The organism is Phenylobacterium sp., from assembly GCF_004299445.1.
In the GTDB taxonomy this organism is placed as follows: domain Bacteria; phylum Pseudomonadota; class Alphaproteobacteria; order Caulobacterales; family Caulobacteraceae; genus Phenylobacterium.
Window position 1 is genome coordinate 82118 of sequence record NZ_SCTC01000037.1, and the last position, 20593, is coordinate 102710.

18 protein-coding genes are annotated in these 20593 nt (G+C 70.4%); 9 read left to right on the forward strand and 9 right to left on the reverse strand.

Annotated features, from left to right (window positions below; translation table 11 throughout):
• The first annotated feature begins 4 nt into the window (after positions 1 to 4).
• Positions 5 to 1213 carry a CoA transferase gene (locus tag EPN98_RS09340; RefSeq protein ID WP_293362415.1) on the forward strand — a complete coding sequence of 403 codons (1209 nt, stop codon included), beginning with the start codon at positions 5 to 7 and terminating at the stop codon, positions 1211 to 1213.
• Between the two features lie 30 nt (positions 1214 to 1243).
• Here the strand turns inward: EPN98_RS09340 and EPN98_RS09345 are convergent, their stop codons facing one another.
• Together EPN98_RS09345 and EPN98_RS09350 are read right to left on the reverse strand one after the other, a co-directional pair.
• Positions 1244 to 2227, reverse strand: coding sequence for a proline iminopeptidase-family hydrolase (locus EPN98_RS09345; RefSeq protein ID WP_293362416.1), 984 nt, complete (start codon positions 2225 to 2227; stop codon positions 1244 to 1246).
• 7 nt (positions 2228 to 2234) lie between these two features.
• Positions 2235 to 3887 carry an AMP-binding protein gene (locus EPN98_RS09350; RefSeq protein ID WP_293362417.1) on the reverse strand — a complete coding sequence of 551 codons (1653 nt, stop codon included), beginning with the start codon at positions 3885 to 3887 and terminating at the stop codon, positions 2235 to 2237.
• 113 nt (positions 3888 to 4000) lie between these two features.
• Here EPN98_RS09350 and EPN98_RS09355 point away from each other — a divergent pair, with 113 nt between their 5' ends.
• The 3 genes from EPN98_RS09355 (at position 4001) to EPN98_RS09365 (ending at position 6997) form a co-directional block, all read left to right on the forward strand.
• The gene (locus EPN98_RS09355; protein WP_293362418.1) at positions 4001 to 5152 is read left to right on the forward strand and encodes an acyl-CoA dehydrogenase family protein; all 1152 of its coding nucleotides are present in this window, start codon (positions 4001 to 4003) and stop codon (positions 5150 to 5152) included.
• Positions 5153 to 5322: 170 nt separating this feature from the next.
• Positions 5323 to 6105 (forward strand): enoyl-CoA hydratase/isomerase family protein, encoded by a 783-nt coding sequence (locus EPN98_RS09360; RefSeq protein WP_293362419.1) that lies wholly within the window; start codon positions 5323 to 5325, stop codon positions 6103 to 6105.
• 37 nt (positions 6106 to 6142) lie between these two features.
• Positions 6143 to 6997 carry a phytanoyl-CoA dioxygenase family protein gene (locus tag EPN98_RS09365; protein WP_293362420.1) on the forward strand — a complete coding sequence of 285 codons (855 nt, stop codon included), beginning with the start codon at positions 6143 to 6145 and terminating at the stop codon, positions 6995 to 6997.
• Here EPN98_RS09365 and EPN98_RS09370 read toward each other — a convergent pair.
• On the reverse strand, positions 6985 to 8673 hold the full coding sequence (locus EPN98_RS09370; RefSeq protein ID WP_293362421.1) for a SpoIIE family protein phosphatase: 1689 nt from the start codon (positions 8671 to 8673) through the stop codon (positions 6985 to 6987). The two genes, EPN98_RS09365 and EPN98_RS09370, sit on opposite strands and share 13 nt — an antisense overlap.
• 75 nt (positions 8674 to 8748) lie before the next feature.
• On the opposite strand from EPN98_RS09370, the gene EPN98_RS09375 reads away from it, so the two are divergent.
• The 3 genes from EPN98_RS09375 to glcF are packed head-to-tail and all read left to right on the forward strand — an operon-like array spanning position 8749 to position 12676.
• A complete protein-coding gene (locus EPN98_RS09375) occupies positions 8749 to 10236 on the forward strand; it encodes an FAD-linked oxidase C-terminal domain-containing protein (RefSeq protein WP_293362422.1) in 1488 nt (495 codons plus the stop codon).
• On the forward strand, positions 10236 to 11405 hold the full coding sequence (glcE, locus tag EPN98_RS09380; RefSeq protein WP_293362423.1) for a glycolate oxidase subunit GlcE: 1170 nt from the start codon (positions 10236 to 10238) through the stop codon (positions 11403 to 11405). Before EPN98_RS09375 ends, glcE begins: the two co-directional genes overlap by 1 nt.
• Positions 11402 to 12676, forward strand: a complete 1275-nt coding sequence (gene glcF, locus EPN98_RS09385) for a glycolate oxidase subunit GlcF (protein ID WP_293362424.1) — start codon at positions 11402 to 11404, stop codon at positions 12674 to 12676. Before glcE ends, glcF begins: the two co-directional genes overlap by 4 nt.
• A gap of 199 nt (positions 12677 to 12875) precedes the next feature.
• Here the strand turns inward: glcF and EPN98_RS09390 are convergent, their stop codons facing one another.
• From EPN98_RS09390 to EPN98_RS09405, 4 genes are all read right to left on the reverse strand, one after another.
• Positions 12876 to 13949: an NADH:flavin oxidoreductase gene (locus EPN98_RS09390; RefSeq protein ID WP_293362425.1), complete on the reverse strand. Its 1074-nt coding sequence runs from the start codon at positions 13947 to 13949 to the stop codon at positions 12876 to 12878.
• Positions 13950 to 14172: 223 nt separating this feature from the next.
• Complete coding sequence (locus EPN98_RS09395; protein WP_293362426.1) at positions 14173 to 14970, reverse strand: CAP domain-containing protein; 798 nt, start codon at positions 14968 to 14970, stop codon at positions 14173 to 14175.
• Between the two features lie 10 nt (positions 14971 to 14980).
• The gene (locus EPN98_RS09400; RefSeq protein WP_293362427.1) at positions 14981 to 16036 is read right to left on the reverse strand and encodes an SO2930 family diheme c-type cytochrome; all 1056 of its coding nucleotides are present in this window, start codon (positions 16034 to 16036) and stop codon (positions 14981 to 14983) included.
• Between the two features lie 3 nt (positions 16037 to 16039).
• Positions 16040 to 17263 (reverse strand): parallel beta-helix domain-containing protein, encoded by a 1224-nt coding sequence (locus EPN98_RS09405; protein WP_293362428.1) that lies wholly within the window; start codon positions 17261 to 17263, stop codon positions 16040 to 16042.
• Between the two features lie 88 nt (positions 17264 to 17351).
• Here EPN98_RS09405 and EPN98_RS09410 point away from each other — a divergent pair, with 88 nt between their 5' ends.
• Both EPN98_RS09410 and EPN98_RS09415 read left to right on the forward strand, forming a co-directional pair.
• Positions 17352 to 17780: a GNAT family N-acetyltransferase gene (locus EPN98_RS09410; RefSeq protein WP_293362429.1), complete on the forward strand. Its 429-nt coding sequence runs from the start codon at positions 17352 to 17354 to the stop codon at positions 17778 to 17780.
• A gap of 169 nt (positions 17781 to 17949) precedes the next feature.
• A complete protein-coding gene (locus tag EPN98_RS09415; RefSeq protein WP_293362430.1) occupies positions 17950 to 18786 on the forward strand; it encodes a DUF2306 domain-containing protein in 837 nt (278 codons plus the stop codon).
• 4 nt (positions 18787 to 18790) lie between these two features.
• Here EPN98_RS09415 and EPN98_RS09420 read toward each other — a convergent pair whose 3' ends face one another.
• Both EPN98_RS09420 and EPN98_RS09425 read right to left on the reverse strand, forming a co-directional pair.
• Entirely contained in the window at positions 18791 to 19804 is a 1014-nt protein-coding gene (locus EPN98_RS09420) for an adenosine deaminase (protein WP_293362431.1), read from the reverse strand.
• A gap of 47 nt (positions 19805 to 19851) precedes the next feature.
• The gene (locus EPN98_RS09425) at positions 19852 to 20532 is read right to left on the reverse strand and encodes a methyltransferase (RefSeq protein ID WP_293362432.1); all 681 of its coding nucleotides are present in this window, start codon (positions 20530 to 20532) and stop codon (positions 19852 to 19854) included.
• Positions 20533 to 20593 lie beyond the last annotated feature (61 nt).

The window sequence follows — 20593 nt, forward strand, 5'->3', positions numbered from 1 at the left end:
TGAGATGTACGACCTCCTGAAAGGCCTCCGCGTGGTCGAGGGCTCGGCTTTCGTGGCCGCGCCCACCTGCGGGCTCTACCTCGCCCAGATGGGCGCCGAGGTGATCCGGTTCGACAACATCGGCGGGGGGCCCGACTTCCGCCGCTGGCCGCTCGCGGACAACGGATCGAGCCTCTACTGGGAAGGCCTGAACAAGGGCAAGAAGTCGGTGGCCATCGACCTTGCCAGCCCCCAGGGCCGCGAGATCGCCCAGCGGCTGGCCGCGGCGCCCGGCGAGGACGGCGGCCTGTTCGTGACCAACTTCCCGGTCGAGGGCTTCCTCTCCTACGATAAGCTGAAGGCCCTGCGGGACGACCTCATCTGCGTCCGCGTCATGGGCTGGGCCGATGGCTCGCAGGGCATGGACTACACGATCAACTCGGCGCTGGGCCTGCCGCTGATGACCGGGCCTGTGGGCGACGAGCGGCCGGTGAACCATGTGCTGGCCGCCTGGGACCTGCTGACCGGCGCCTACTGCGCGTTCTCGATGGTCTCGGCGCTGCTGGCGCGGATGCGCGGCATGGGCGGGCGCGAGATCCGCGCGCCGCTGAGCGATATCGGCGCGGCCACCATGGCCAACCTGGGCTTCTCGGCCGAGACGATGCTGACGGGGCATCAGCGGCCGCGGATGGGCAACGACGTGTTCGGCGCCTTCGGCCGCGACTTCACCACCAGGGACGGCGAGAAGCTGATGCTGCTCTGCATCACGCCGAAGCAGTGGGAGAAGGCGCTGGACGTGCTGGGCATCGGCGCGGGCGTGGCGGCGGTCGAGGCCGACCTGGGCGTCTCGTTCGCCAAGGACGAGGGCCTGCGGTTCACGCACCGAGCGCGGCTGTATCCGCTGTTCGAGCAGGCGTTCGCGGCGAAGACGGCGGCCGAGCTGACGCCGGCCTTCGACGCCGGGGGCGTCACCTGGGGCAGCTACCAGACCATGGAGGCGGCGCTGAACGATCCCCGCCTCTTCAAGGACAATCCGATGTTCGAGTCGGTGACGCATCCCTCGGGGCTGACCTATCCGGCGCCGGGGGCGATGGGCACGATCCCGCAGGACGTCCGCCGGCCGGTGGCGCCGGCGCCGAAGCTGGGCCAGCACACCGACGAGGTGCTGGCCGAGGTGCTGGGCCTGAGCAGCGGCGAGATCGCCAGGCTGCACGACGCGAACGTCGTGGCCTAGGAACGCTGTCCGCCTGGGGGACGTGCGCCGCTAGTCGTTGCGGCGCAAGTGCGTACGGACCGCGCGGACGTAATCCTCGGCGTGGGTGGCGGGCATGGCGTGTCCGGCGTCCGCCACCACCACCAGCGCCGCCGCCGGCATGCGGGCCACCAGCGGCTTCAGAACGTCGGCGGTCATCTCGTCGTACTCACCGGTGACCACCAAGGTCGGCTGGGTCACGCGCGGCAGCAGCGGCTCGCCGTCGTAGGTCTTGAGGCTGCCGGTCGCGCGGATTTCGCCCGGGCCCCACATGGTCTGGTACAACCGCTCGCTCAGGCCCACGCTTTTGTTCTGGGCATAGGCGCGCAGGTAGGCCGGCGGCGGTCGGCGTGTGGCGTACTGGCGGTAGAAGACGGCCATCGCCTTGCCGTACTCGGGATTGGCGGTGTCACCAGCGGCTTCCAGACGATTGATGGTCGCGACCACGTCCGGCGGGAGTTTCGCGAGCTGCGCCAGCGTGCTGCGCGTCCAACTCGCGGTCGAGATCAGGGGGCTGCCGAGGGTCAGACTCTTCAGGCCGCCGGGCTGGCGGGCGGCGTATTCCAGCGCCACGGTCGAGCCCCACGAATGGCCCACAAGATGCAGGCGGGGCAGGTCGAGCGCGGCGCGGATGGCGTCGACCTCGGAGACGAACCGCTCGACGGTCCAGTTGGCCGGATCGCCCGGGCGGTCGGATTGGCCGGAATCCAGCTGGTCGTAGAGGATCACGGCGCGGTCGTCGGTCATAGTCAACGACGGCAGGAAGTAGAGGTGGCTGCCCCCCGGGCCGCCGTGGATGCAGACGACAGGCACCTTGGGCGCCTTCAGGTCGCCGTTCACGCGCACATAGATCTTGCCGCCGCGCACCGGGACCATCAGCTCGCGATCCGGCGCGGGCGGGGTCCAGTCGGTCTGTGCGAGCGCGCTGGGCGCGGCGGCCGCGCCGGCGAGACCCAGCAGGAAGCTCCGGCGGTCGAATGTCCCTTTGAGCGGCATGCGCCGCCTAGGCCGTCTGCTGGAGGACAAGGCCGAGCTCGGCGATCATCGTCTCGCGCATGGCGAACTTCTGAACCTTGCCGGTGACCGTGGTGGGGAAGCCGTCGACGAACTTGATGTGGCGCGGAATCTTATAGTGGGCGATCTGGCCGCGGCAGAACTCGCGCACCGCTTCGTCCTCCAGCGTTTCGCCGGGCTTCAGCACGATCCAGGCGCAGATCTCCTCGCCATACCTGGGATCGGGGACCCCGATCACCTGGACGTCCTGGATCGCCGGGTGGCGGTAGAGGAACTCCTCGATCTCGCGCGGATAGATGTTCTCGCCGCCGCGGATGACCATGTCCTTGATCCGGCCCACGACGTTGCCGTAGCCCTCGTCGTCGATCACGCCCAGGTCGCCGGTGTGCATCCAGCCGCCGCTGTCGATCGCCTCGGCCGTCCTCTCGGGATCGTCCCAGTAGCCCAGCATCACCGAGTAGCCGCGGGTGCAGAACTCGCCCGGTTCGCCCCGCGGGGTCACCCGGCCCTCGGAGTCGACCACCTTCACCTCCAGGTGCGGGTGCACCCGCCCGACCGTAGAGACCCGGCGTTCCAGGCTGTCGTCGGCGCTCGTCTGCCAGCTGACGGGCGAGGTTTCGGTCATGCCGTAGACGTTGGTCACCTGGACCATGTTCATGCGCTCGATCACCTGGCGCATGACTTCGATAGGACACGGCGACCCGCCCATGGCGCCGGTGCGCAGCGAGCTCAGGTCATGGTCGGCGAATCCGGGCAGCGCGAGCATGGCGATGAACATGGTCGGCACGCCGAACAGGGCCACGCAGCGCTCGGCCGCGACGGCCTCGAGCGCCGCCGCCGGGTCGAATCCCTCGCTGGGATAGACCATCGTGGCCCCGTGGGTGACGCAGCCCAGGTTGCCGATGACCATGCCGAAGCAGTGGTATAGCGGCACCGGGATGCAGACCGCCTCGCCCGGCTGGAGGCGCATCGCCTCGCCGGTGAAGAAGCCGTTGTTCAGGATGTTGTGGTGGCTGAGCGTGGCGCCTTTCGGGAAGCCGGTGGTGCCGCTGGTGAACTGGATGTTGATCGGGTCGTCGAACTGCAGGGTCGGCCCGATTTCGGCCAGGCGGGCGCGGTCGGCGCGCTTGGCGGTGCCTTCGATGTGGGGGAAGGACTGGCAGCCGCGGTGCGGGTCGTCGCCGATGGTGATCACCGCCTCGACGGTCGGCAGCCGGTGGGCTTCGCGCAGCTGGCGCACCATGGCCAAGTATTCGCTGGTCTTATGGCGCACCGCGATGACCAGGGCGCGGCAGCCCACCTTGTTGATGGCGTACTCGGCTTCGCTCAGGCGATAGGCCGGGTTGATGTTGACCAGGATCATCCCCGCCTTCGCTGTGGCGAACTGGGTGATCGTCCATTCGGCGCAGTTGGGCGCCCAGATCCCCACCCGGTCGCCCGGCTCCAGCCCCAGCGCCAGAAGGCCGGCCGCGAACGCGTCGACCCGGTCCTTCAGCTGGGCATAGGTCCAGCGGACGCCCTGATGGCGCGAGACCAGTGCGACATTGTCGGGCCAGGCCGCGCAGGTCTCGTCGAACAGCGCCCCGATCGTCTTGCCGATCAATGGCTGCGTGCTGGCCCCATGGACGTAGCTGAGCGCCATCGTCCGCCTCCCCTTGTTTTGGCGAGGATGGCGGCGGGACGGTCTGGTGTCATCTGCTTAGAGGCGGTGCGGTGGTCTAGGCTCACGCAGCGTTCCCGTGGCAGAGAGCGAGGGTGAGCCAGGAAACCTTTCCCGAGATCCGTGAGGCGGTGCGCAAGCTGTGCGCGCGCTTCCCCGGCGCCTACTGGCGCGAGCTGGACCGTGAGCGGGCGTACCCGACCGCGTTCGTCCAGGCCCTGACCGAGGCGGGGTTCCTCTCGGTGCTGATACCCGAGGAGTACGGGGGCTCGGGCCTTGGCCTCGCGGCCGCCAACGCGGTGCTGGAGGAGATCCATCGCTCGGGCTGCAACGGCGGCGCCTGCCACGCCCAGATGTACACCATGGGCACGGTGCTGCGGCACGGGACGCCGGCGCAGAAGCAGGCCTACCTGCCGAAGATCGCCACGGGCGAGCTGCGGCTGCAGGCGTTCGGCGTGACCGAGCCCGACGCCGGCACTGACACCACCCGCATCACCACCTTCGCCCGGAAGGTCGGCGACAAGTACGTCGTGAATGGCCGGAAGCTGTGGATCAGCCGGGCCGAGCATTCCGACCTGATGGTGCTGCTCTGCCGGACCAGCCCGCGTGACGAGGCCAAAACCTCGGCCGGGATGAGCGTGCTGCTGGTCGACATGCGGACGGCGAAGGGGAACGGCCTGACCATCACGCCGGTCCGAACCATGCTGAACCACGCCACCACCGAGCTGTTGTTCGAGGATCTCGAGGTGCCCGCCGAGAATCTCGTCGGCGAGGAGGGCAAGGGCTTCAAATACATCCTGGACGGCATGAACGCCGAGCGGATCCTGATCGCGTCGGAGTGCATCGGCGACGCCAAGTTCTTCATCGACCGGGCCAGCCAGTACGCCAAGGACCGCGTGGTGTTCGGTCGCCCGATCGGCGAGAACCAGGGCGTGCAGTTCCCGCTCGCGCGGGCCTACGTCCAGATGACCAGCGCCAGCCTGATGGTCGACAAGGCCGCCGCCCTGTTCGAGGCCGGCGAGCCGTGCGGCACCGAGGCCAACATGGCCAAGCTCGTGGCCTCCGAGGCCAGCTGGTTCGCCGCCGACATGGCCATCCAGACCCACGGCGGCTTCGGCTTCGCCGAGGAGTACGACATCGAGCGAAAGTTCCGCGAAACGCGCCTCTACCAGGTGGCGCCGATCTCCACGAACCTGATCCTCAGCCACGTGGCCACCCACGTGCTGGGCCAGCCGAAGAGCTTCTGACGCGAGGTCTGTTGGCGCGCCAGCGCCGAAAGAAATTGACCACGAACCACACGAACCACACGAACGGGGCCTGCCGATCAGCGCGGCGTGCGGGTAGATCGCGGGTTGGTGTGGTTCGTGTGGTTCGTGGTTCAACTGGACAGCGCCTGCGGCGCGCAGAGGGTAAGACGATGGCCTACGAGACGATCAAGGTGAGCGAGCCCGAGGCCGGGATCACCGTCATCACCTTCGCCCGGCCGGAGGTGGCCAATGCACTCTCGACCCAGATGGGCCGCGAGCTGCTGGACATCTGGAGCCAGTTGCGCTCGGCGGACGGCCTGCGCTGCGTGATCCTGAGCGGCGAGGGCAAGCATTTCCAGGCCGGCGCCGACCTCAAGGAGCGCAACGGCATGAGCGACGAGACGTGGGCCGAGCAGCACCGGCTGTTCGAGGCCATGATCCGCGCCCAGCTGGCCTGTCCGGTTCCGGTGATCGCCGCGGTGCAGGGCGCGGCCATGGGCGGCGGCTGCGAGATGACGCTGGCCTGCGACTTCGCCTACGCCGCCGAGGGCGCGCGGTTCGGCCTGCCGGAAGCGGGCCTGGGCATCCTGCCGGGCCTGGGCGGGACGCAGCTGCTGACGCGGGCGGTCGGTCCCCGTCGGGCCATCGAACTGCTGACGACGGCCCAGCCGTTCAGCGCCGCGCAGGCGCTGGAGTGGGGCCTGGTGAGCGGCGTGGTGGCGCCCGAAGCGCTGATGGACACGGTGCTGGGCGTCGCCCGGGTGATCGCCAGCAAGGCGCCGCTGTCGGTGCGCGGCGCCAAGCGGGTGGTGCACGAAGGCCAGGACCTGGATCTGAAGCGCGCCATGGACCTGGAGCTGTCGATCTACAACCAGCTCTTCACCACCCAGGACCGCCGCGAAGGCGTCGGCAGCTTCAACGAGAAGCGCACCCCGGTGTTCGAGGGGAAGTAGGCGCGCTACGGTCCTCCCGACAACAAGGGAGGACGGCATGATCCGGAGAGGCCGGCCCTATCTGGAATATCGCACGGAGCCGGCGGGAGAGGCGACCGAGCAGCTGGAGCGTGAGGGCTACACGATCGTCCGGGGGCTGTTGTCGCCGGACGAGGTGGCCGAGCTCGCGGCCGATGTGGCGCGGGTCTACGACACCGAGCCCGAGGACCAGCGCAGCGGCGCGCCGCCCGAGGACCGAGACATGTTCCGCTATGCGATGCTGAACCGCAGCGCCGCGGCGCAGAAGGCGGTGGCGAATCCGAAGCTGCTGGCCGTGATCGAGCCGCTGCTGGGCGAGGACTGCCACGTGATCGCCAACACGGCCTGGCGCAACCCGGCGGGACAACCGGGCGGCCACGGCGGGCAGAACTGGCACATCGACGCCGGGCCGCACGTGCCGCTGCCCGATGGCGTGCGCTGGCCGGCGGACATCCCGCATCCGGTATTCGCCGTCGGCGTCCACATCTATCTGCAGGACTGTGCGCTGGAGGATGGGCCCACGGGCGTGATCCCGGGCAGTCACCTGTCGGGCAGGCCGCCGCCGCAGGACCGCACCATGGACAGCGACCTGACCTACGAAGGCCGGGGCGTCGTGCCCTTCATCGTGAGGGCCGGCGACGCGGGCTTCTTCGTGTCCGATGTCTGGCACCGGCGGATGCCGACGAAGCTGGGCGCCGATCGGGGCCGGTTCTTCCTGCAGGCGCACTATGGCCGCCGAGACATCGCTCAGCGAATCCTGCCGACCCGGGACGCCAACCATCTGTCGCCGGAGGCCGTGGCGCGCGCCCATGCCGGCGCCGAGCGCGAGCGCAGGGTCGTAGGGCTGCATCCGCCGTTCTTCTACGACGGGTAGGGCGGGCCCCCCAACAACGGCCGGCGGAGCGCCAGGATCGCGAGGTCGTCGCTGGGGTCGCCGCCGGCTTCGAAGGCGCGGACGCGGGCCACCAGGCTGTCGGTCAGCGCCGAGAGCGGGCCGTCGCGGGGCGCCTCGGCCAGCGCCTGGCGCAGGCGCGCCTGGCCGAACAGCTGCCGCGACCGGTCCTGCGCCTCGGTGACGCCGTCGGTGAAGGCGACCAGCGTCGCGCCGGGCTCCAGCCGGGTCAGTTCGGCCTGATAGGCGAAGCCCGCGCCGGCGCAGAGCGGCGGCCCGCCGTCGATTTCCAGCGCGGCCACCGTCCCGTCGGCGTTCACCACCAGCGGGTTCTCGTGCCCCGCGCTGCAGAGGGCCAAGGCGCCGGTGTCCAGGTTCAGCACGCCCGCCAGCAGCGACATGGCCATGGCCTCGCCGTTGTTGCGCTCCAGCTCGGCCTCAATGGCGCGGAAGGCGTCGCCCAGCCGGTCGGCCTTGCGGGTGATGAGGCTGTGCGACAGGGCCTTGGCCAGCGCCATGAACAGCGAGGCGCCGACGCCCTTGCCGGTCACGTCGCCGACCAGGAACGCGAGATGGTCGTCGCCCACCTTGAAGGCGTCATAGAGGTCGCCGCCGACGCTGCGGGCGGGCTCGAGCACGGCGTCCACCTCGGCCCGGCCCGACAGCGCCGCCAGCGCGGCGCGGGGCAGCAGCATGCCGGCCTGGATGTCGCCGGCCGCGCGCTCGGCCCGCTTGCGGTCCTCGATGTCGCGCAGGATGTTCACCAGCTCGACCGCCGCGCCCGAGGCGTCGCGGATGACGGTCGGGCTCTCCTCGATCCACGTCCAGTCGCCCGACTTGTGGCGGATGCGGTACTCGCGCCGGCTGCCGTCCAGATCGCCGAGGGCTGCGAACCTGGCCGGCCGCCGCTCGGCCAGCCGGGGGCGATCGTCGGGGTGCACGAAACTGCCGGCGGGGACGCCGATCAGGTCGCGCGGGGCATATCCGTAGCGCCGGACGCTGGGCGAGGCCCAGGTGATCTTCGAACTGGGATCCAGCCGCAGGATCACGTCGGCCGAGTTCTCGACCAGGAAGGCCAGCTCGGCCTCGTGGCGGCGGATGCGGGCCTGGGCGTCGTGCAGCTCGCGCTCCATCGACACATAGGCCTTGAGGTCGCGGCGCAGCGTCATCGCCGACGAGACGGCGGCGGCCATCGCCTCCAGCTGGGCGCACTGGGCCTCGCCGAAGTCGTGGCGCGGCCGGTAGTCGATGACGCAGAAGCTGCCGAGCCGGAAGCCGTCGGGGCTGGTCAGAGGCGCGCCGGCATAGAAGCGGACGAACGGCTCTCCGGTGACCAGCGGGTTGTCGCGGAAGCGCGGGTCGGCCGTGGCGTCGGGAATCAGCATCGTTCGCGCCTGGCGGATCGTGTGATCGCAGAACGCCACGTCGCGCGGCGTCTCGCCCCCGTCCATGCCCACGCACGACTTGAACCACTGGCGCTCGGCGTCGATCAGCGACACCAGCGCGACCGGGGTCTGGAACGTCTGGGCTGCGAGCGCCGTCAGGTTGTCGAAGATCGCCTCGGGCTCGGTGTCCAACACGTCCAGGGCGCGCAACGCCGCGAGCCGCCGGGCTTCGTCGGCGATCGCGCGGTCCGCATCCTGGATGGACTTGTCCATGCCCCTTCCTACGGTCCGGGAGCATAACCGGATGACGGCTTTGTGGTGGGAGATTCTGCGCCTACCGTCGCGCTCATGAAGATGCCCGCGCCCGACGATGCGCTGATCGCCCGCAAGGCCGAGATCGTGCGTGCGCTGCGGCGCATCGTGCCCGGCGAGGGCGTAGTGTCGGAACCGGCGGGCCTGGTCCCGTTCGAGAGCGACGGCCTTTCGGCCTATCGGCAGCAGCCTCTGGCGGTGGTGCTGCCCGAGACCACGGCGCAGGTCTCGGAGATCCTGCGCTGGTGCCAGGCCAACGGGGTGAAGGTGGTGCCGCGCGGCGCGGGCACGTCGCTGTCGGGCGGCGCGCTGCCGCTGGCCGACGGGGTGGTGCTGGGCCTGTCGAAGTTCAACCGCGTCCTGGAGGTGGACTACGCCAACCGCTGCGCGGTGGTGCAGCCGGGGGTGACGAACCTGGCCATCACGGGCGCCGTCGAAGGGCGCGGCTTCTACTATGCCCCCGATCCTTCGAGCCAGATCGCCTGCACCATCGGCGGCAACGTGGCCGAGAACTCGGGCGGGGTGCACTGCCTCAAGTACGGGCTGACCACCAACAACCTGCTGGGCTGCGAACTGGTGCTGATGAGCGGCGAGATCGTCCGGTTCGGCGGCAAGGCGATGGACGCCGAAGGTTATGACCTGCTGGGGTTGGTCACGGGATCCGAGGGGCTGCTGGGCGTGGTCACCGAGGTGACGGTGCGCATCCTGCCCAAGCCGGAAACGGCGCGGGCGCTGCTGCTGGGGTTCCCGTCGGTGGAGCAGGCCGGCGCCTGCGTCGGCGACATCATCGCCGCGGGCGTGATCCCGGCCGGGCTGGAGATGATGGACAACCCGGCAATCCGGGCGGCCGAGGCGTTCGTGGGGGCGGGCTATCCGGTGGACGCCGCCGCGCTGCTGATCTGCGAGCTGGACGGGCCCGAGGCCGAGTGCGCCGAACTGGCGAGCCACGTCCGCATGCTGGCCGCCCAGCGCGGGGCCGACTTCGTGAAGACCTCCGAGAGCGAGGCCCAGCGGCTGTCGTTCTGGGCGGGGCGCAAGGCCGCGTTCCCGGCGGTGGGCCGCATCGCGCCCGACTACTTCTGCATGGACGGCACGATCCCCCGCAAGGCGCTGCCGCAGGTGCTGACCCGGATCACCGAGCTGTCGGCGCAGTACGGGCTGGGCGTGGCCAACGTCTTCCACGCGGGCGACGGCAACCTGCACCCGTTGATCCTCTACGACGCCGACATCCCCGGTCAGCTGGAGAAGGCCGAGGCGTTCGGGGCCGACATCCTCAAGCTGTGCGTGGCAGTGGGCGGCGTGCTGACCGGCGAGCACGGGGTGGGCGTCGAGAAGCGCGACCTGGTGGGCGAGATGTTCGACGAGACGGACCTGGCCTGCCAGCAGCGGGTGAAATGCGCCTTCGACCCCGGCCTGCTGCTCAATCCCGGCAAGGTGTTCCCGGTGCTGCACCGCTGCGCCGAGCTGGGCCGCGTGCACGTGCACAAGGGCAAGCTGGCCTTTCCGGAGCTGCCGCGCTTCTGATGCTGGACCAGGTTCGCCCCCTCAAGCCCACGACCCCCGAAGAGGTCCAGGCCATCGTGGCCGAGGCCGGGGCGCACGCGCGCCACATCGAGGTGGTCGGCGCCGGCACCAAGCGGGCGATCGGGGCCATGGACCCCATCGACATGGTGCTGTCGACCCAGCGGCTGGACCGCATCGTCGACTATTCCCCGGATGAGCTGGTGCTGACCGCCCAGCCCGGCGTGCGCATCGCCGACCTGGAGAAGATCTGCGCCAGCCGGGGCCAGATGCTGGCGTTCGAGCCTCCGCGCTGGACGCGCCTGCTTGGCGCGCGGGGCGAGCCGACCCTGGGCGGGGTGATCGGGGCCAACCTGTCCGGGCCCCGGCGCATCCGGGCCGGCGCGGCGCGCGACCATCTCCTGGGGTTCGAGGCCGTGTCGGGCCGGGGCGAGGTGTTCAAGGCCGGCGGCAAGGTGGTGAAGAACGTCACCGGCTACGACCTGATGAAGCTGATGGCCGGGTCGTGGGGAACGCTCGCGATCTTCACCGAGCTGACCATCAAGGTGCTGCCGGCGCCGCGCACCGAGCTCACGCTGCTGCTGTTCGGCCTGGCCGACGTGCGGGCGGCCGAGGCGATGCAGGCGGCGCTGAACGGGCCGTTCGAGGTCTCGGGCGCGGCTCACCTGCCGACCTTCGCGGCGCGCTCGCGACCGCTGAAAGCCGAGATGCCGGTGACGGCGCTTCGCCTGGAGGGGTTCGAAGCGTCAGTGGAGGCCCGCGCCCAGGCCCTGGTGGCGGCTCTGTCGAGTTTCGGACGGATCGACGAGTTGGAGGGCGAGCACTCCCGCGAGTTCTGGGGTCAGGTTCGCGAGGTTGAGGCGTTCGCGGGCGATCCCCGGCCGCTTTGGCGCCTCAGCCTGCCGCCGGCCCAGGGCTGGAAGGGACCGCACGCTCTGCCTGGCGATGCGCTCTATGACTGGGGCGGCGGGCTGGCCTGGCTGCTCACGGAAGAGCCGGCGGACAAGGTGCGCAGCGTGGCGCGGGGCCTGGGCGGGCATGCGCTGTGCCTGCGCGGCGCCGAGGCGTTCGGGCCGCGCGAGGGCGCGCTGGGCGAACTGCAGGGCCGCGTGAAGGCCGCCTTCGATCCGCTGGGCGTGCTGAACCCCGGCCGGATGGAGGGCGCGGCGTGAGGACCGCCTTCACCCCCGATCAACTGGCCGACCCGGAAACCGCCGCCAGCGCCGCGGCGATCCGCAAGTGCGTGCACTGCGGCTTCTGCACGGCGACCTGTCCGACCTACGTGCTGCTGGGCGACGAGCGCGACAGTCCGCGGGGCCGGATCGAGCTGATCCGCGAGATGCTGGAGCACGGCGGCCCGCCGGCGCCGGCGACGGTGACCCACGTCGACCGCTGCCTGTCGTGCCTGGCCTGCACCACCACCTGTCCGTCCGGCGTCGACTACGCGCAACTGATCGACCACGCCCGGGCGCACATCGAGGCGCACCATGTGCGGCCCCTGCCCGAGCGGTTGTTGCGGATGGCGCTGGCGTGGGTGTTGCCGCATCCGAAACGGCTGAGGCTGGCCATGGGACTGGGCCGGCTGGCCCGGCCATTGGAGCCGACCCTGGAGCGCACGGGGTTGAAGCCGCTGGCCGCGATGCTGCGCCTGCTGCCCGCGCCGAGACAGGCAGCCGAGGGCACGACGTCGGCGCCGGTCACGCGCCGGGGACGCGTGATCCTGCTGCAGGGCTGCGTGGAGTCCGTTGTCGCGCCGCAGGTGCGCGCGGCGGCGACGCGGTTGCTCGCGCGCTGTGGCTACGAGGTCGTGCTGGCCGAGGGCGAGGGCTGCTGCGGCGCGCTTTCGCAGCACCTGGGCCGCCCCGACGAGGCCAGGGCCATGGCGCGGGCCAACCTCTCCGCCTGGGGCCGGGCGGGGAAGGTGGACGCCATCGTCACCACGGCGGCCGGCTGCGGGACCATGCTGAAGGACTACCGCCACCTGGTGGGCCAGGATGTCCCGGCGAAGGACATCCTGGAGTTCGTGGCCGAGGCCGGCCTGCCGCCGGTGGCCCGGCCGCCGGGGATCGCGGTGGCCTATCACGCGGCCTGCTCGCTGCAGCACGGACAGCAGATCAAGACCGCGCCGCCGAAGCTGCTGGCCGACGCGGGCTTCGACGTGCGTCTGCCCGCCGAGGGTCACCTCTGCTGTGGCTCGGCGGGGGTCTACAACATCCTGCAGGTCGAGCTGGCCACCCGCCTGCGCGATCGCAAGGCCGCCAACATCGCCGCCACCGGCGCGGCCGTGGTGGCCGCGGGCAACGTGGGCTGCATGACCCAGCTGGCCCCGGCGCTGGCCGCGCCGATCGTCCACCCGGTGGAACTGCTGGACTGGGCGACGGGCGGGCCGAAGCCCGCGGCGCTGGCGGCGCCCGAACCCGACCGCCTCCGTATCGATCCCTAGGGTGCGATCCCACGGTATCGGCCCGTAGGCGCCGCTCCGGAGTGTCCAGCCTCGACGCGCCGTCGCAAAAGCCGCGGCGTCGAAGAGGAATTTTCCGATGCGTCCGATCCTCAAACCGGAGGTCGTCGTTGCCGCCTACGGCGCCTATGCCGCCATCACGCTGGGCGTGGCGTACTGGACCGGACGGGGGCGGCGCGGCTCACGCCGCCTGAACAAAGCCCGGCCACGCCGACATGTACTGGACGAAGGCCGGGCTAAGGCCCTCATTGGCCAGGTATTCGGCCGTCACCGGTAGCGCCACCGGCGTGAACGCCGCGTCGCGGGACCGTTCCGGGAAGTCGTGGTGCAGGATGGCCGCGCGCCCGATCAGCACGAAGTCGGCGCCCTTCTCCAGCATCTCGGCGGCGATGGCGGGCGAGGTGACCTTGCCGGCCACGCCCAGGCGGACGCCGCCGCGCGGCAGCTCGGTGAAGTAGCTCATCAGGCTCTTGCCCTTGAACTCTTCCTCGACCGGCTCCTTGAAGACATCCCACAGCGACATGTCGAGATAGTCGATCTTGCCGTCCGCGAGGATCCTGCGGGCGATCTCGATGATCTCGGCCAGCTTCAGGCCGAACCGCTCGGGCGACAGGCGCAGGCCCAGCTGGAAGTCGGGGCGGGTGCGCGCGCGCACGCCGTCGATGATCTCGTGGATGATCCGCGCGCGGTTCTCGACCGAGCCGCCGTAGCGGTCGTCGCGCCTGTTGATCTCGGGCGAGAGGAACTGGGCCAGGATGTAGCCGTGGGCGCCGTGGATCTCGACGCCGTCGAATCCGGCCTTCTCGGATCGGACGGCGGCGGCGACGAAGTCTTCCACCAGCTGCTCGACCTCGGCCAGTGACAGGCCGCGGGCGCCCGTCTCGGGATCGTCGGACGCGCTCACCGGCGTGCCGACGAGGTCCTTGGGCGAGCGGTTCCCGGCATGGTGGAGCTGGACCGAGGACACGCTGTTGTGACGCCTGATCTCGGCGGCGAGCCGGGTGAGCCCCTCGAGATGCTGGTCGCCGAACACCCCAAGCTGGCCGGGAAAGCCCTGGCCGACGGCCTGGACGTGGGCGGCGCAGGTCATGGTGAGGCCGAAGCCGCCCTTGGCCCGCAGGGTCAGCCAGTTGAACTCGGCGTCCGACAGCGTCCCGTCCGGGTGGCTCTGCGTGTTGGTGAGCGGCGCCAGCATGAAGCGGTTCTTCAGCGCGGGGCCACGGGCCAGGGTCAGGGGAGAGAACAGGTCGGCCAAGGCAGGCTCCGGGAATGCAGGTTTCGGTGCGAGATACCGGCCTTCCGTCACGGACGGCAAACGAGCCTTTCTGCAAGCGCGTACAGAGCTGAACCTCGCTCCTCTAGGCAAGGGGGGCAGGAGGTCGAGATGACAACTCGGCCGCCGTCCGCCTCCCGCTCGCGCTGATCTTCGAAGCCATACGAGAGTACGGCGCTGACGCGCCACCGCGGCTGACGCGCCTTCATCCCGCTTCCGCGGCGATGAAGATGGGGCCGCCGACGATGTCATAGCGGCCGTCGTCGGCCGGGCGCAGGGCCGTGATCTGCATGACGGGCGGCGCGCCTGCGACCTTGCCCAATCGGCTGCCTTGCGGGATCGCCAGGCGCGGGCGGTGTTCGCTGGAGAGGCTGGTCAGGGCGCGGCGGATGGCCGGGCCCTGGGCCCGGAACGGCAGCGGCTCGGAGAGCGCCGCGAGGGGCCGCGCGTAGAGGCCCACCAGCCAGTAGCGTTCGCCGCGGGTGACGAAGGCGTAGCCGGCGTGGGTGTGGGTGGGGCGCAGCAGGTTCTTCCAGTGACCGGTGCTGCCCTTCAGGCGCTGCAGCATCTGGCCGGCGCTGGTCGGCGGGCCGCGGTGGTAGGCGATGTTTTCGGACGGCGAGCCGATGGTCGTGCGGCCCAGCAGCCAGAGCCGGTGGCTGGGGTCGAAGCCCTCGGGCGAGAGGTGCTCGACGTAGGACCGCTGGGCCAGGTCGCCGGCGTGGGCGAGGGCGGAGGCGGCCAGCTCGTCGTGCCAGATAACCGGCGGCGAACCGGCGTCGCGGCGGATGCGGTTGGTCAGGTCCAGCATCGCCCGGCCGGTGGCCGGGTCGGCGCGGCCGCCGCCGATGTCGTCGAGGCGGGCGCGCAGGCGGGTCTCGTAAGCGGTCCAGGCGGCGGGGTCGGTGGCGGCGGGCGCGGAGTCGGTGACGACCTGAGCGAGCGCCGGGGCCGCGCAGGCCGACAGGGCGGCGCCCAGGACGGTCCGCCGCGCGAGGCTCACGCGGGGGCGCTCATTGCGGCTTCATGCCGGCGATCCAGTCGCGGACCAGCGCCAGTCCCTCGTCGTGCGTCAGGGTGCGGCCGAGCTCGGGCATCATCACGCCGGGCTCGTTCGAGGCCATGCGGTAGACCAGGATCGAGGCGTCCGGGCGGCCGGGCTCGATCCCGACCTTGAGGTTGCCCGACCCACGGCCCGCCGCCACTGGCCCCTTACCGACGCCCAGTTGCGGCGGACGTTGCTCTTCCACCCCCAGGAAGAGACCTGAGTTCGACGCGATGGCCCGGGGCCCGTGACAGTGGGCGCAGTTGGCGTCGAGGTAGGCGCGGGCGCGGGCCTCGACGGGCTCGGCCGGGTCGTCCCAGCGCGCGGTCCGGGGCGCGGCCGCCGGCTTCGGAGCGCCCGACAGGACGCCGGTTCGCGACCAGTGCGCCAGCTGGTTCTCGCGCCCCGTCTCGTAAGCGAAGTCGCCGTTGAGGTTGCGCGCCTTGGGCCCGATCGGCGTCACCGCCTTGTCGAGCTGGTGACACTCCTTGCACTGGTTCTGGTTGGGAACGGCGTAGTCGACGTGGCGGGTCTGGCCCCGGCTGTCGACGAAGCTGACGTCCAGGCGCGCGCCGGCGCGCTTCAGCACCGCCTCGGTCTGGGCGGCGTTCCAGACGTAGGTCTGGGCGACCCAGCCGTCGCGCTTACGGATCAGGAGGCGGGTCTCGAGGTAGCGGACGTTCTCGCTCGGCCGCCGGAAGTCCGCCGGATAGGCGAAGGTCTTCACCAGCGTCGCGCCGACGGGGAAGTCCAGCACGCCGTCGGCCCGGTACTTCGCCTTGGTCCCCGGCGGCAGGTAGAGAAAGCGGAACTTCTCCGCGTAGTCGGTGAACAGCGGGGTGTTCAGCGCATAGGGCGTCAGGCCGCCGTTCGGCGTGCGGCCGGCCTCATCCCGGAACAGCCGGTAGTCGGCCAGCTTCGGCGCGGGGGCCTCCGCCAGCAGGGCGTCCAGCGCCACCGCCTGCGGATCGGGCGCAGCGCCCAGGCAGGCGATCGCGGCCAGGACGGCGGCCAGGCGCTTCAAGGGTTAGGCTCCGAGATCGGCCTGCGCCTTCGGCAGGACCACGGGCTTGGGCTCGGCCATCTCGGGCGTCGGATCGGGGATCACCGTCGTGGCCGTCACCGCCGGATTGGCCTTCTCCACCTGACCCGGGCCCGGCAGGCGCAGATTCAGCACCGGGCCGTCCAGCAGGCGGACCCGCACCGGCTCGGTCGTGCCGGGGAAGCTGGTGACCCCGTCCCACACGATCGGCGGGATGTCGGACTTGAGCATCATCTTGATGAGCCCGCCGCCGGCGAACTTGGGATCGAAGCCGTTCTTGCCGATCCGGTTGTTCCGAACGACCACGTCGCGGGGCAGCGGGTTGTAGGACTTGTCGTCGAAGCTCTGCGTGTAGCTGACCAGGATGACGCCGCTCGATGCGTTGCCGTCGATGTCGTTCTCGAACACGTGGACGTTGCGGTTCGCCATGATCATCACGCCGGTGCCCATCGGCACGTTGGCGACGATGTTGCCCTTGGGGGCGAAGTTGGGCGTGTCGTTCTGGACGACCTTGTTGCGGAACAGGCGCGTCGAGTGGCCGCCCATCTGCGGCAGGTTGGGCAGGTCGAACACCAGGATGCCGCCGGTGTTGCGGGTGGCGACATTGTCGAACACGTCGGCGTTCATCGAGTTCTCGATCTCGATGCCGGCGACGTTGAACTCGGCGCGGCTGCGCTTGACGATGATGTTCCTGGACTGGCCCACATAGATCCCGGCGTCGGAGGCGCCGCGCACCACCACCCGGTCGACCAGAACGTTCGTGGAGGCGACCGGATAGACGCCGTAGGCCCCGTTGGTCTCCTTCGGCCCGCCGGTCCACTCGACCCGCAGGTTGATGAAGCTGATCTGGTCGGCGCCCTTGGATTTCACCCCGTCGCCCTTGGTGTCCTCGACGCCGAAGTCGCGGACCGTGACCTTGTCGGAGGTGATGAGGAGGCCCTCACCCGCGCCCTTCTGGCCCTTGAACGACAGCACCGTGGCCTCGGGGCCCGCGCCCTTCACCGTCACGTTGTCCACGTCCAGCGACAGGCCGTCGGTCAGCTCGAAGCGACCGGCGCCCAGCGCCACCACATCGCCGGGCTTGGCGTCCAGCAGCGCGGTCTGGATGCGCTCCTGCGCGTCGGGCCCCGGCGCGACGGCGATCGTCTTGGCGTGGGCGGCGCCGGCCAGTGCGGTTGCAGCCAGCAGGGCGGTGGTGAAGCGGATCATGACTTGGCCTCCCCGGCATCGTGACGTGCCGTTCAACTTTGAGGGTAGACGCTGTTCAGGGGGGGTCTGCAACCCCTAAGCTCCCCCGATGAACGTCGAAACTCTGCGCATCGGGCCGGGCGACGCCGCAGTCCTGGAGCGGGTGGCCGAGGACGTCTTCGACGACGACATCGACCCGGCGAAACTCGCCGCCTATCTGGCCGCGCCCGGGCATATGATGATCGTGGCCGTGTCGGACGGCGTGGTGGTGGGGCAGACCCGGGGCATGATCCAGTATCACCCCGACAAGCCCACCGAACTCTACATCGACAACCTGGGCGTAACGCCGGCCCGGCAGCGGGAGAGGATCGCCAGCCGCCTGCTGGACGAGCTGACCGCCTGGGGGCTGGAGCACGGGTGCGAGGGCGCCTGGGTGGCGACCGAGATCGATAACGAACCGGCGCGCGCGCTCTACGGCCTGCGCGGCGCTGAGGGCGAGACCTTCGTCGGCTACTTCTACGCGTTCGACGACGACTAGCGGCGGCTGTGGGCGCCAGGCCGCTCGCCCGTCCAGCGCTTGAACGCCCGGGAGAAGGCCGACGCGTCGGAGGCGATGAGCCCGGAGGTCATCGATCTGATTGCTGCGGTCATGGGCGCGGGAGGGGCCTCACACATACCCTGTGGCCTCCTGAAGTGAAGAGGCGCGAATGGTGCAAGCCGCGACCGCCGGGCCGATTTTGCGCCCGGCGCCTGACAAGGTCCTGACCGTCACCGCCGGCGCCTGGCTGGCGACCGCGCTGATCGGCCAGTGGGCGTTCGTCACCTACATCCTGGCCAGCTACGCCTGGCCGGCGGCCCAAGGAAATATCGCCGCCTGGGCCGACCGGGCGCTGAAGGGCTACGAACCGGGCGACACCGTGGGCAACCTGGTCTTCGGCGCCCATGTGATGATGGCCGCGGTGATGAGCTTCGGCGGCGCGCTGCAGTTGGTCCCGCAGATCCGGGCGCGGGCGCGCGGGTTCCACCGCTGGAACGGCCGCGTCTTCCTGGCCACGGCCTTCGCGATCAGCCTGGGCGGGCTCTACCTGGTCTGGGTGCGCCACGCGACCACCACCCTGGTGGGCGAGATCGCGATCACCCTCAACGCCCTGCTGATCTTCGGCTTCGGCGCGATGGCTTGGAAGACCGCTGTGGCGCGGGACATCGCGGCGCACCGGCGCTGGGCGATGCGCACCTTCATGGTCGCCAACGGCGTCTGGTTCATGCGCCTGGGCTACATGGCCTGGACGATCCTGAATCAGGGGCCGGTCGGCATGGGTGACAACCTCGAGGGCCCGTTCGACGTCTTCCTGAGCTTCGCCGCCTACCTTGTGCCGCTGGCGGGCGTAGAGGCCTACCTGCGGATCCGCGACGGCGCGGGGCCGACCGGCAAGGCGGTTGCGGCCGGCGTTCTGATGGTGCTCACCGCGATCACCGCAGTGGGTGTTTTCGGGGCGGCGGCCTTCATGTGGGGCCCTCGGATCGTCCAGGCCCTGGCCGCCTAGGCCGTCAGGACCCCTTGGCGACGTAGGCGTCGATGTCGGCCAGGTGGCGGGCGATGGTCTGCGGCGGCAGGAACGAGCCGGTGAAGCTGTTCTTCGCCAGGGTGACCAGTTCGTCCTTCGTCAGGCCTAGGGCGTCGGAGGTCTGGGTCCAGTTTGCGCCGAGGTAGCCGCCGAAATAGGCCGGGTCGTCCGAGTTCAGCGTCGCCTTCAGGCCCAGGCCCAGCATCTTCTTGAGCGGGTGCGCCTTCAGATCGTGGACGACGCAGAGCTTGAGGTTCGAGAGCGGACAGACGGTCAGCGTCATGCCCTCCGCGACAAGGCGCTTCACGAGGGCGGCGTCTTCCAGCGCCCGGTTGCCGTGGTCGATCCGGTCGACGCCCAGGAGATCCAGGGCTTCCCAGACGTACGCGGGCGGGCCCTCCTCGCCGGCGTGGGCCACCAGCTTCAGGCCGCGCTCGCGCGAGGCCTTGAACACCCGGGCGAACTTCGACGGCGGATGGCCGACTTCGGACGAATCCAGGCCCACGCCCATGATCCTGTCGAGATAGGGTTCGGCATCCTTCAGCGTGGCGAACGCGGCGTCCTCGTCCAGGTGCCGCAGGTAGCAGAGGATCAGGCTGGACGTGACGCCCAGGCTGGTCTCGGCCTCCTTCATCCCGGCCAGCAGCCCCTCGATCACCACCCTGAACGGCACGCCGCGGTCGGTGTGGGTCTGGGGGTCGAAGAACAGCTCGACGTGCTTGCAGCCGTCGGCCGCCACGCGCCGGAAGTAGGCCAGCGCCAGATCCTTGAAGTCGTCCTCCGTGATGAGCACGCCCGCGCCCTGGTAGTAGATGTCGAGGAAGTCCTGCAGGTTCGAGAAGGCGTAGGCGGCGCGCACGTCTTCCACCGACTTGAAGGGCAGTGCGATCCCGTTCCGTTTGCCCAGTTCGAACATCAGCTCGGGCTCGAGGCTGCCCTCGATATGCAGGTGCAGTTCGGCCTTGGGCAGGCCGCGGATGAAGTCGGCGGTGGTCATGCGCCCACCTCACCGCGAAATGGCGGAGGGTCAAGGCGCAGCGCGCCTCAGGGTTTGCGGAAGCGCAACGCGAACTGGTCGGTCCGGCCGCGGATGGACGGGTCGAAGACGCTGGCGCTCCGAGGATCGGTGGGGTTGGCCAGGACGTCGCTCGCGGCCTCGAACACGAACCCCGCGGCCTCGACCTCGCGGCGGACCTGGGCCGGGTCGATGCGATGGAGCTGGTCGGGCTGGTCGCCCCGATGGTCGACGATCACATAGCGGCCACCCCGTTTCAGCGCCCTGAACACCGCCGCGTTGAACGCCGCCGGCGCGCCGGCCACGGCGTATCGGGTGTGCAGGTCGTGGTAGTTCTGCGCCGTGAACACCAGGTCCAACGGCTCGGGCGCGGCGAACGCTGTCGTGGCGCCCGTGAGGACCGTCACGTTCCTGAGCGGCGCGGCCGCCGCGTTGGCCCGGGCGTCGGTGAGATGGCCGGGCAGCAGCTTGACGATTTCGTCCGGCGGATAGGTGTAGACGCGGCCCTTCGCCCCCACGGCTGGCGACAGCACGCGGGTGAAGTAGCCGCCGCCGGGCGTGTATTCGGCCACCTTCCAGCCGGGCCGCACCTGGGCGAACGCCACCACCTCGGCGGGCCTGCGCATGGCGTCGCGCGCGCGGTCGGCGTCGGTTCGCCCCGGCGCGGTCAGCACCGCGGCGAGACCAGCAAGCAGGATCAGCACATTCATCGGTCGTCCTCCTGCGCACGAGACGCCTGAACCTAGCCGCATTCGACAGGCTTGCGAGCGG

What these genes read in the sequence shown, in the direction of transcription:
- EPN98_RS09340 (WP_293362415.1), top strand. Translation starts at nt 5, where the DNA reads ATGTACGACCTCCTGAAAGGCCTCCGCGTGGTCGAGGGCTCGGCTTTC.
- EPN98_RS09345 (WP_293362416.1), bottom strand. Translation starts at nt 2,227, where the DNA reads ATGCCGCTCAAAGGGACATTCGACCGCCGGAGCTTCCTGCTGGGTCTC.
- EPN98_RS09350 (WP_293362417.1), bottom strand. Translation starts at nt 3,887, where the DNA reads ATGGCGCTCAGCTACGTCCATGGGGCCAGCACGCAGCCATTGATCGGC.
- EPN98_RS09360 (WP_293362419.1), top strand. Translation starts at nt 5,323, where the DNA reads ATGGCCTACGAGACGATCAAGGTGAGCGAGCCCGAGGCCGGGATCACC.
- EPN98_RS09365 (WP_293362420.1), top strand. Translation starts at nt 6,143, where the DNA reads ATGATCCGGAGAGGCCGGCCCTATCTGGAATATCGCACGGAGCCGGCG.
- EPN98_RS09370 (WP_293362421.1), bottom strand. Translation starts at nt 8,673, where the DNA reads ATGGACAAGTCCATCCAGGATGCGGACCGCGCGATCGCCGACGAAGCC.
- EPN98_RS09375 (WP_293362422.1), top strand. Translation starts at nt 8,749, where the DNA reads ATGAAGATGCCCGCGCCCGACGATGCGCTGATCGCCCGCAAGGCCGAG.
- glcE (WP_293362423.1), top strand. Translation starts at nt 10,236, where the DNA reads ATGCTGGACCAGGTTCGCCCCCTCAAGCCCACGACCCCCGAAGAGGTC.
- EPN98_RS09405 (WP_293362428.1), bottom strand. Translation starts at nt 17,263, where the DNA reads ATGATCCGCTTCACCACCGCCCTGCTGGCTGCAACCGCACTGGCCGGC.
- EPN98_RS09410 (WP_293362429.1), top strand. Translation starts at nt 17,352, where the DNA reads ATGAACGTCGAAACTCTGCGCATCGGGCCGGGCGACGCCGCAGTCCTG.
- EPN98_RS09415 (WP_293362430.1), top strand. Translation starts at nt 17,950, where the DNA reads ATGGTGCAAGCCGCGACCGCCGGGCCGATTTTGCGCCCGGCGCCTGAC.
- EPN98_RS09420 (WP_293362431.1), bottom strand. Translation starts at nt 19,804, where the DNA reads ATGACCACCGCCGACTTCATCCGCGGCCTGCCCAAGGCCGAACTGCAC.
- EPN98_RS09425 (WP_293362432.1), bottom strand. Translation starts at nt 20,532, where the DNA reads ATGAATGTGCTGATCCTGCTTGCTGGTCTCGCCGCGGTGCTGACCGCG.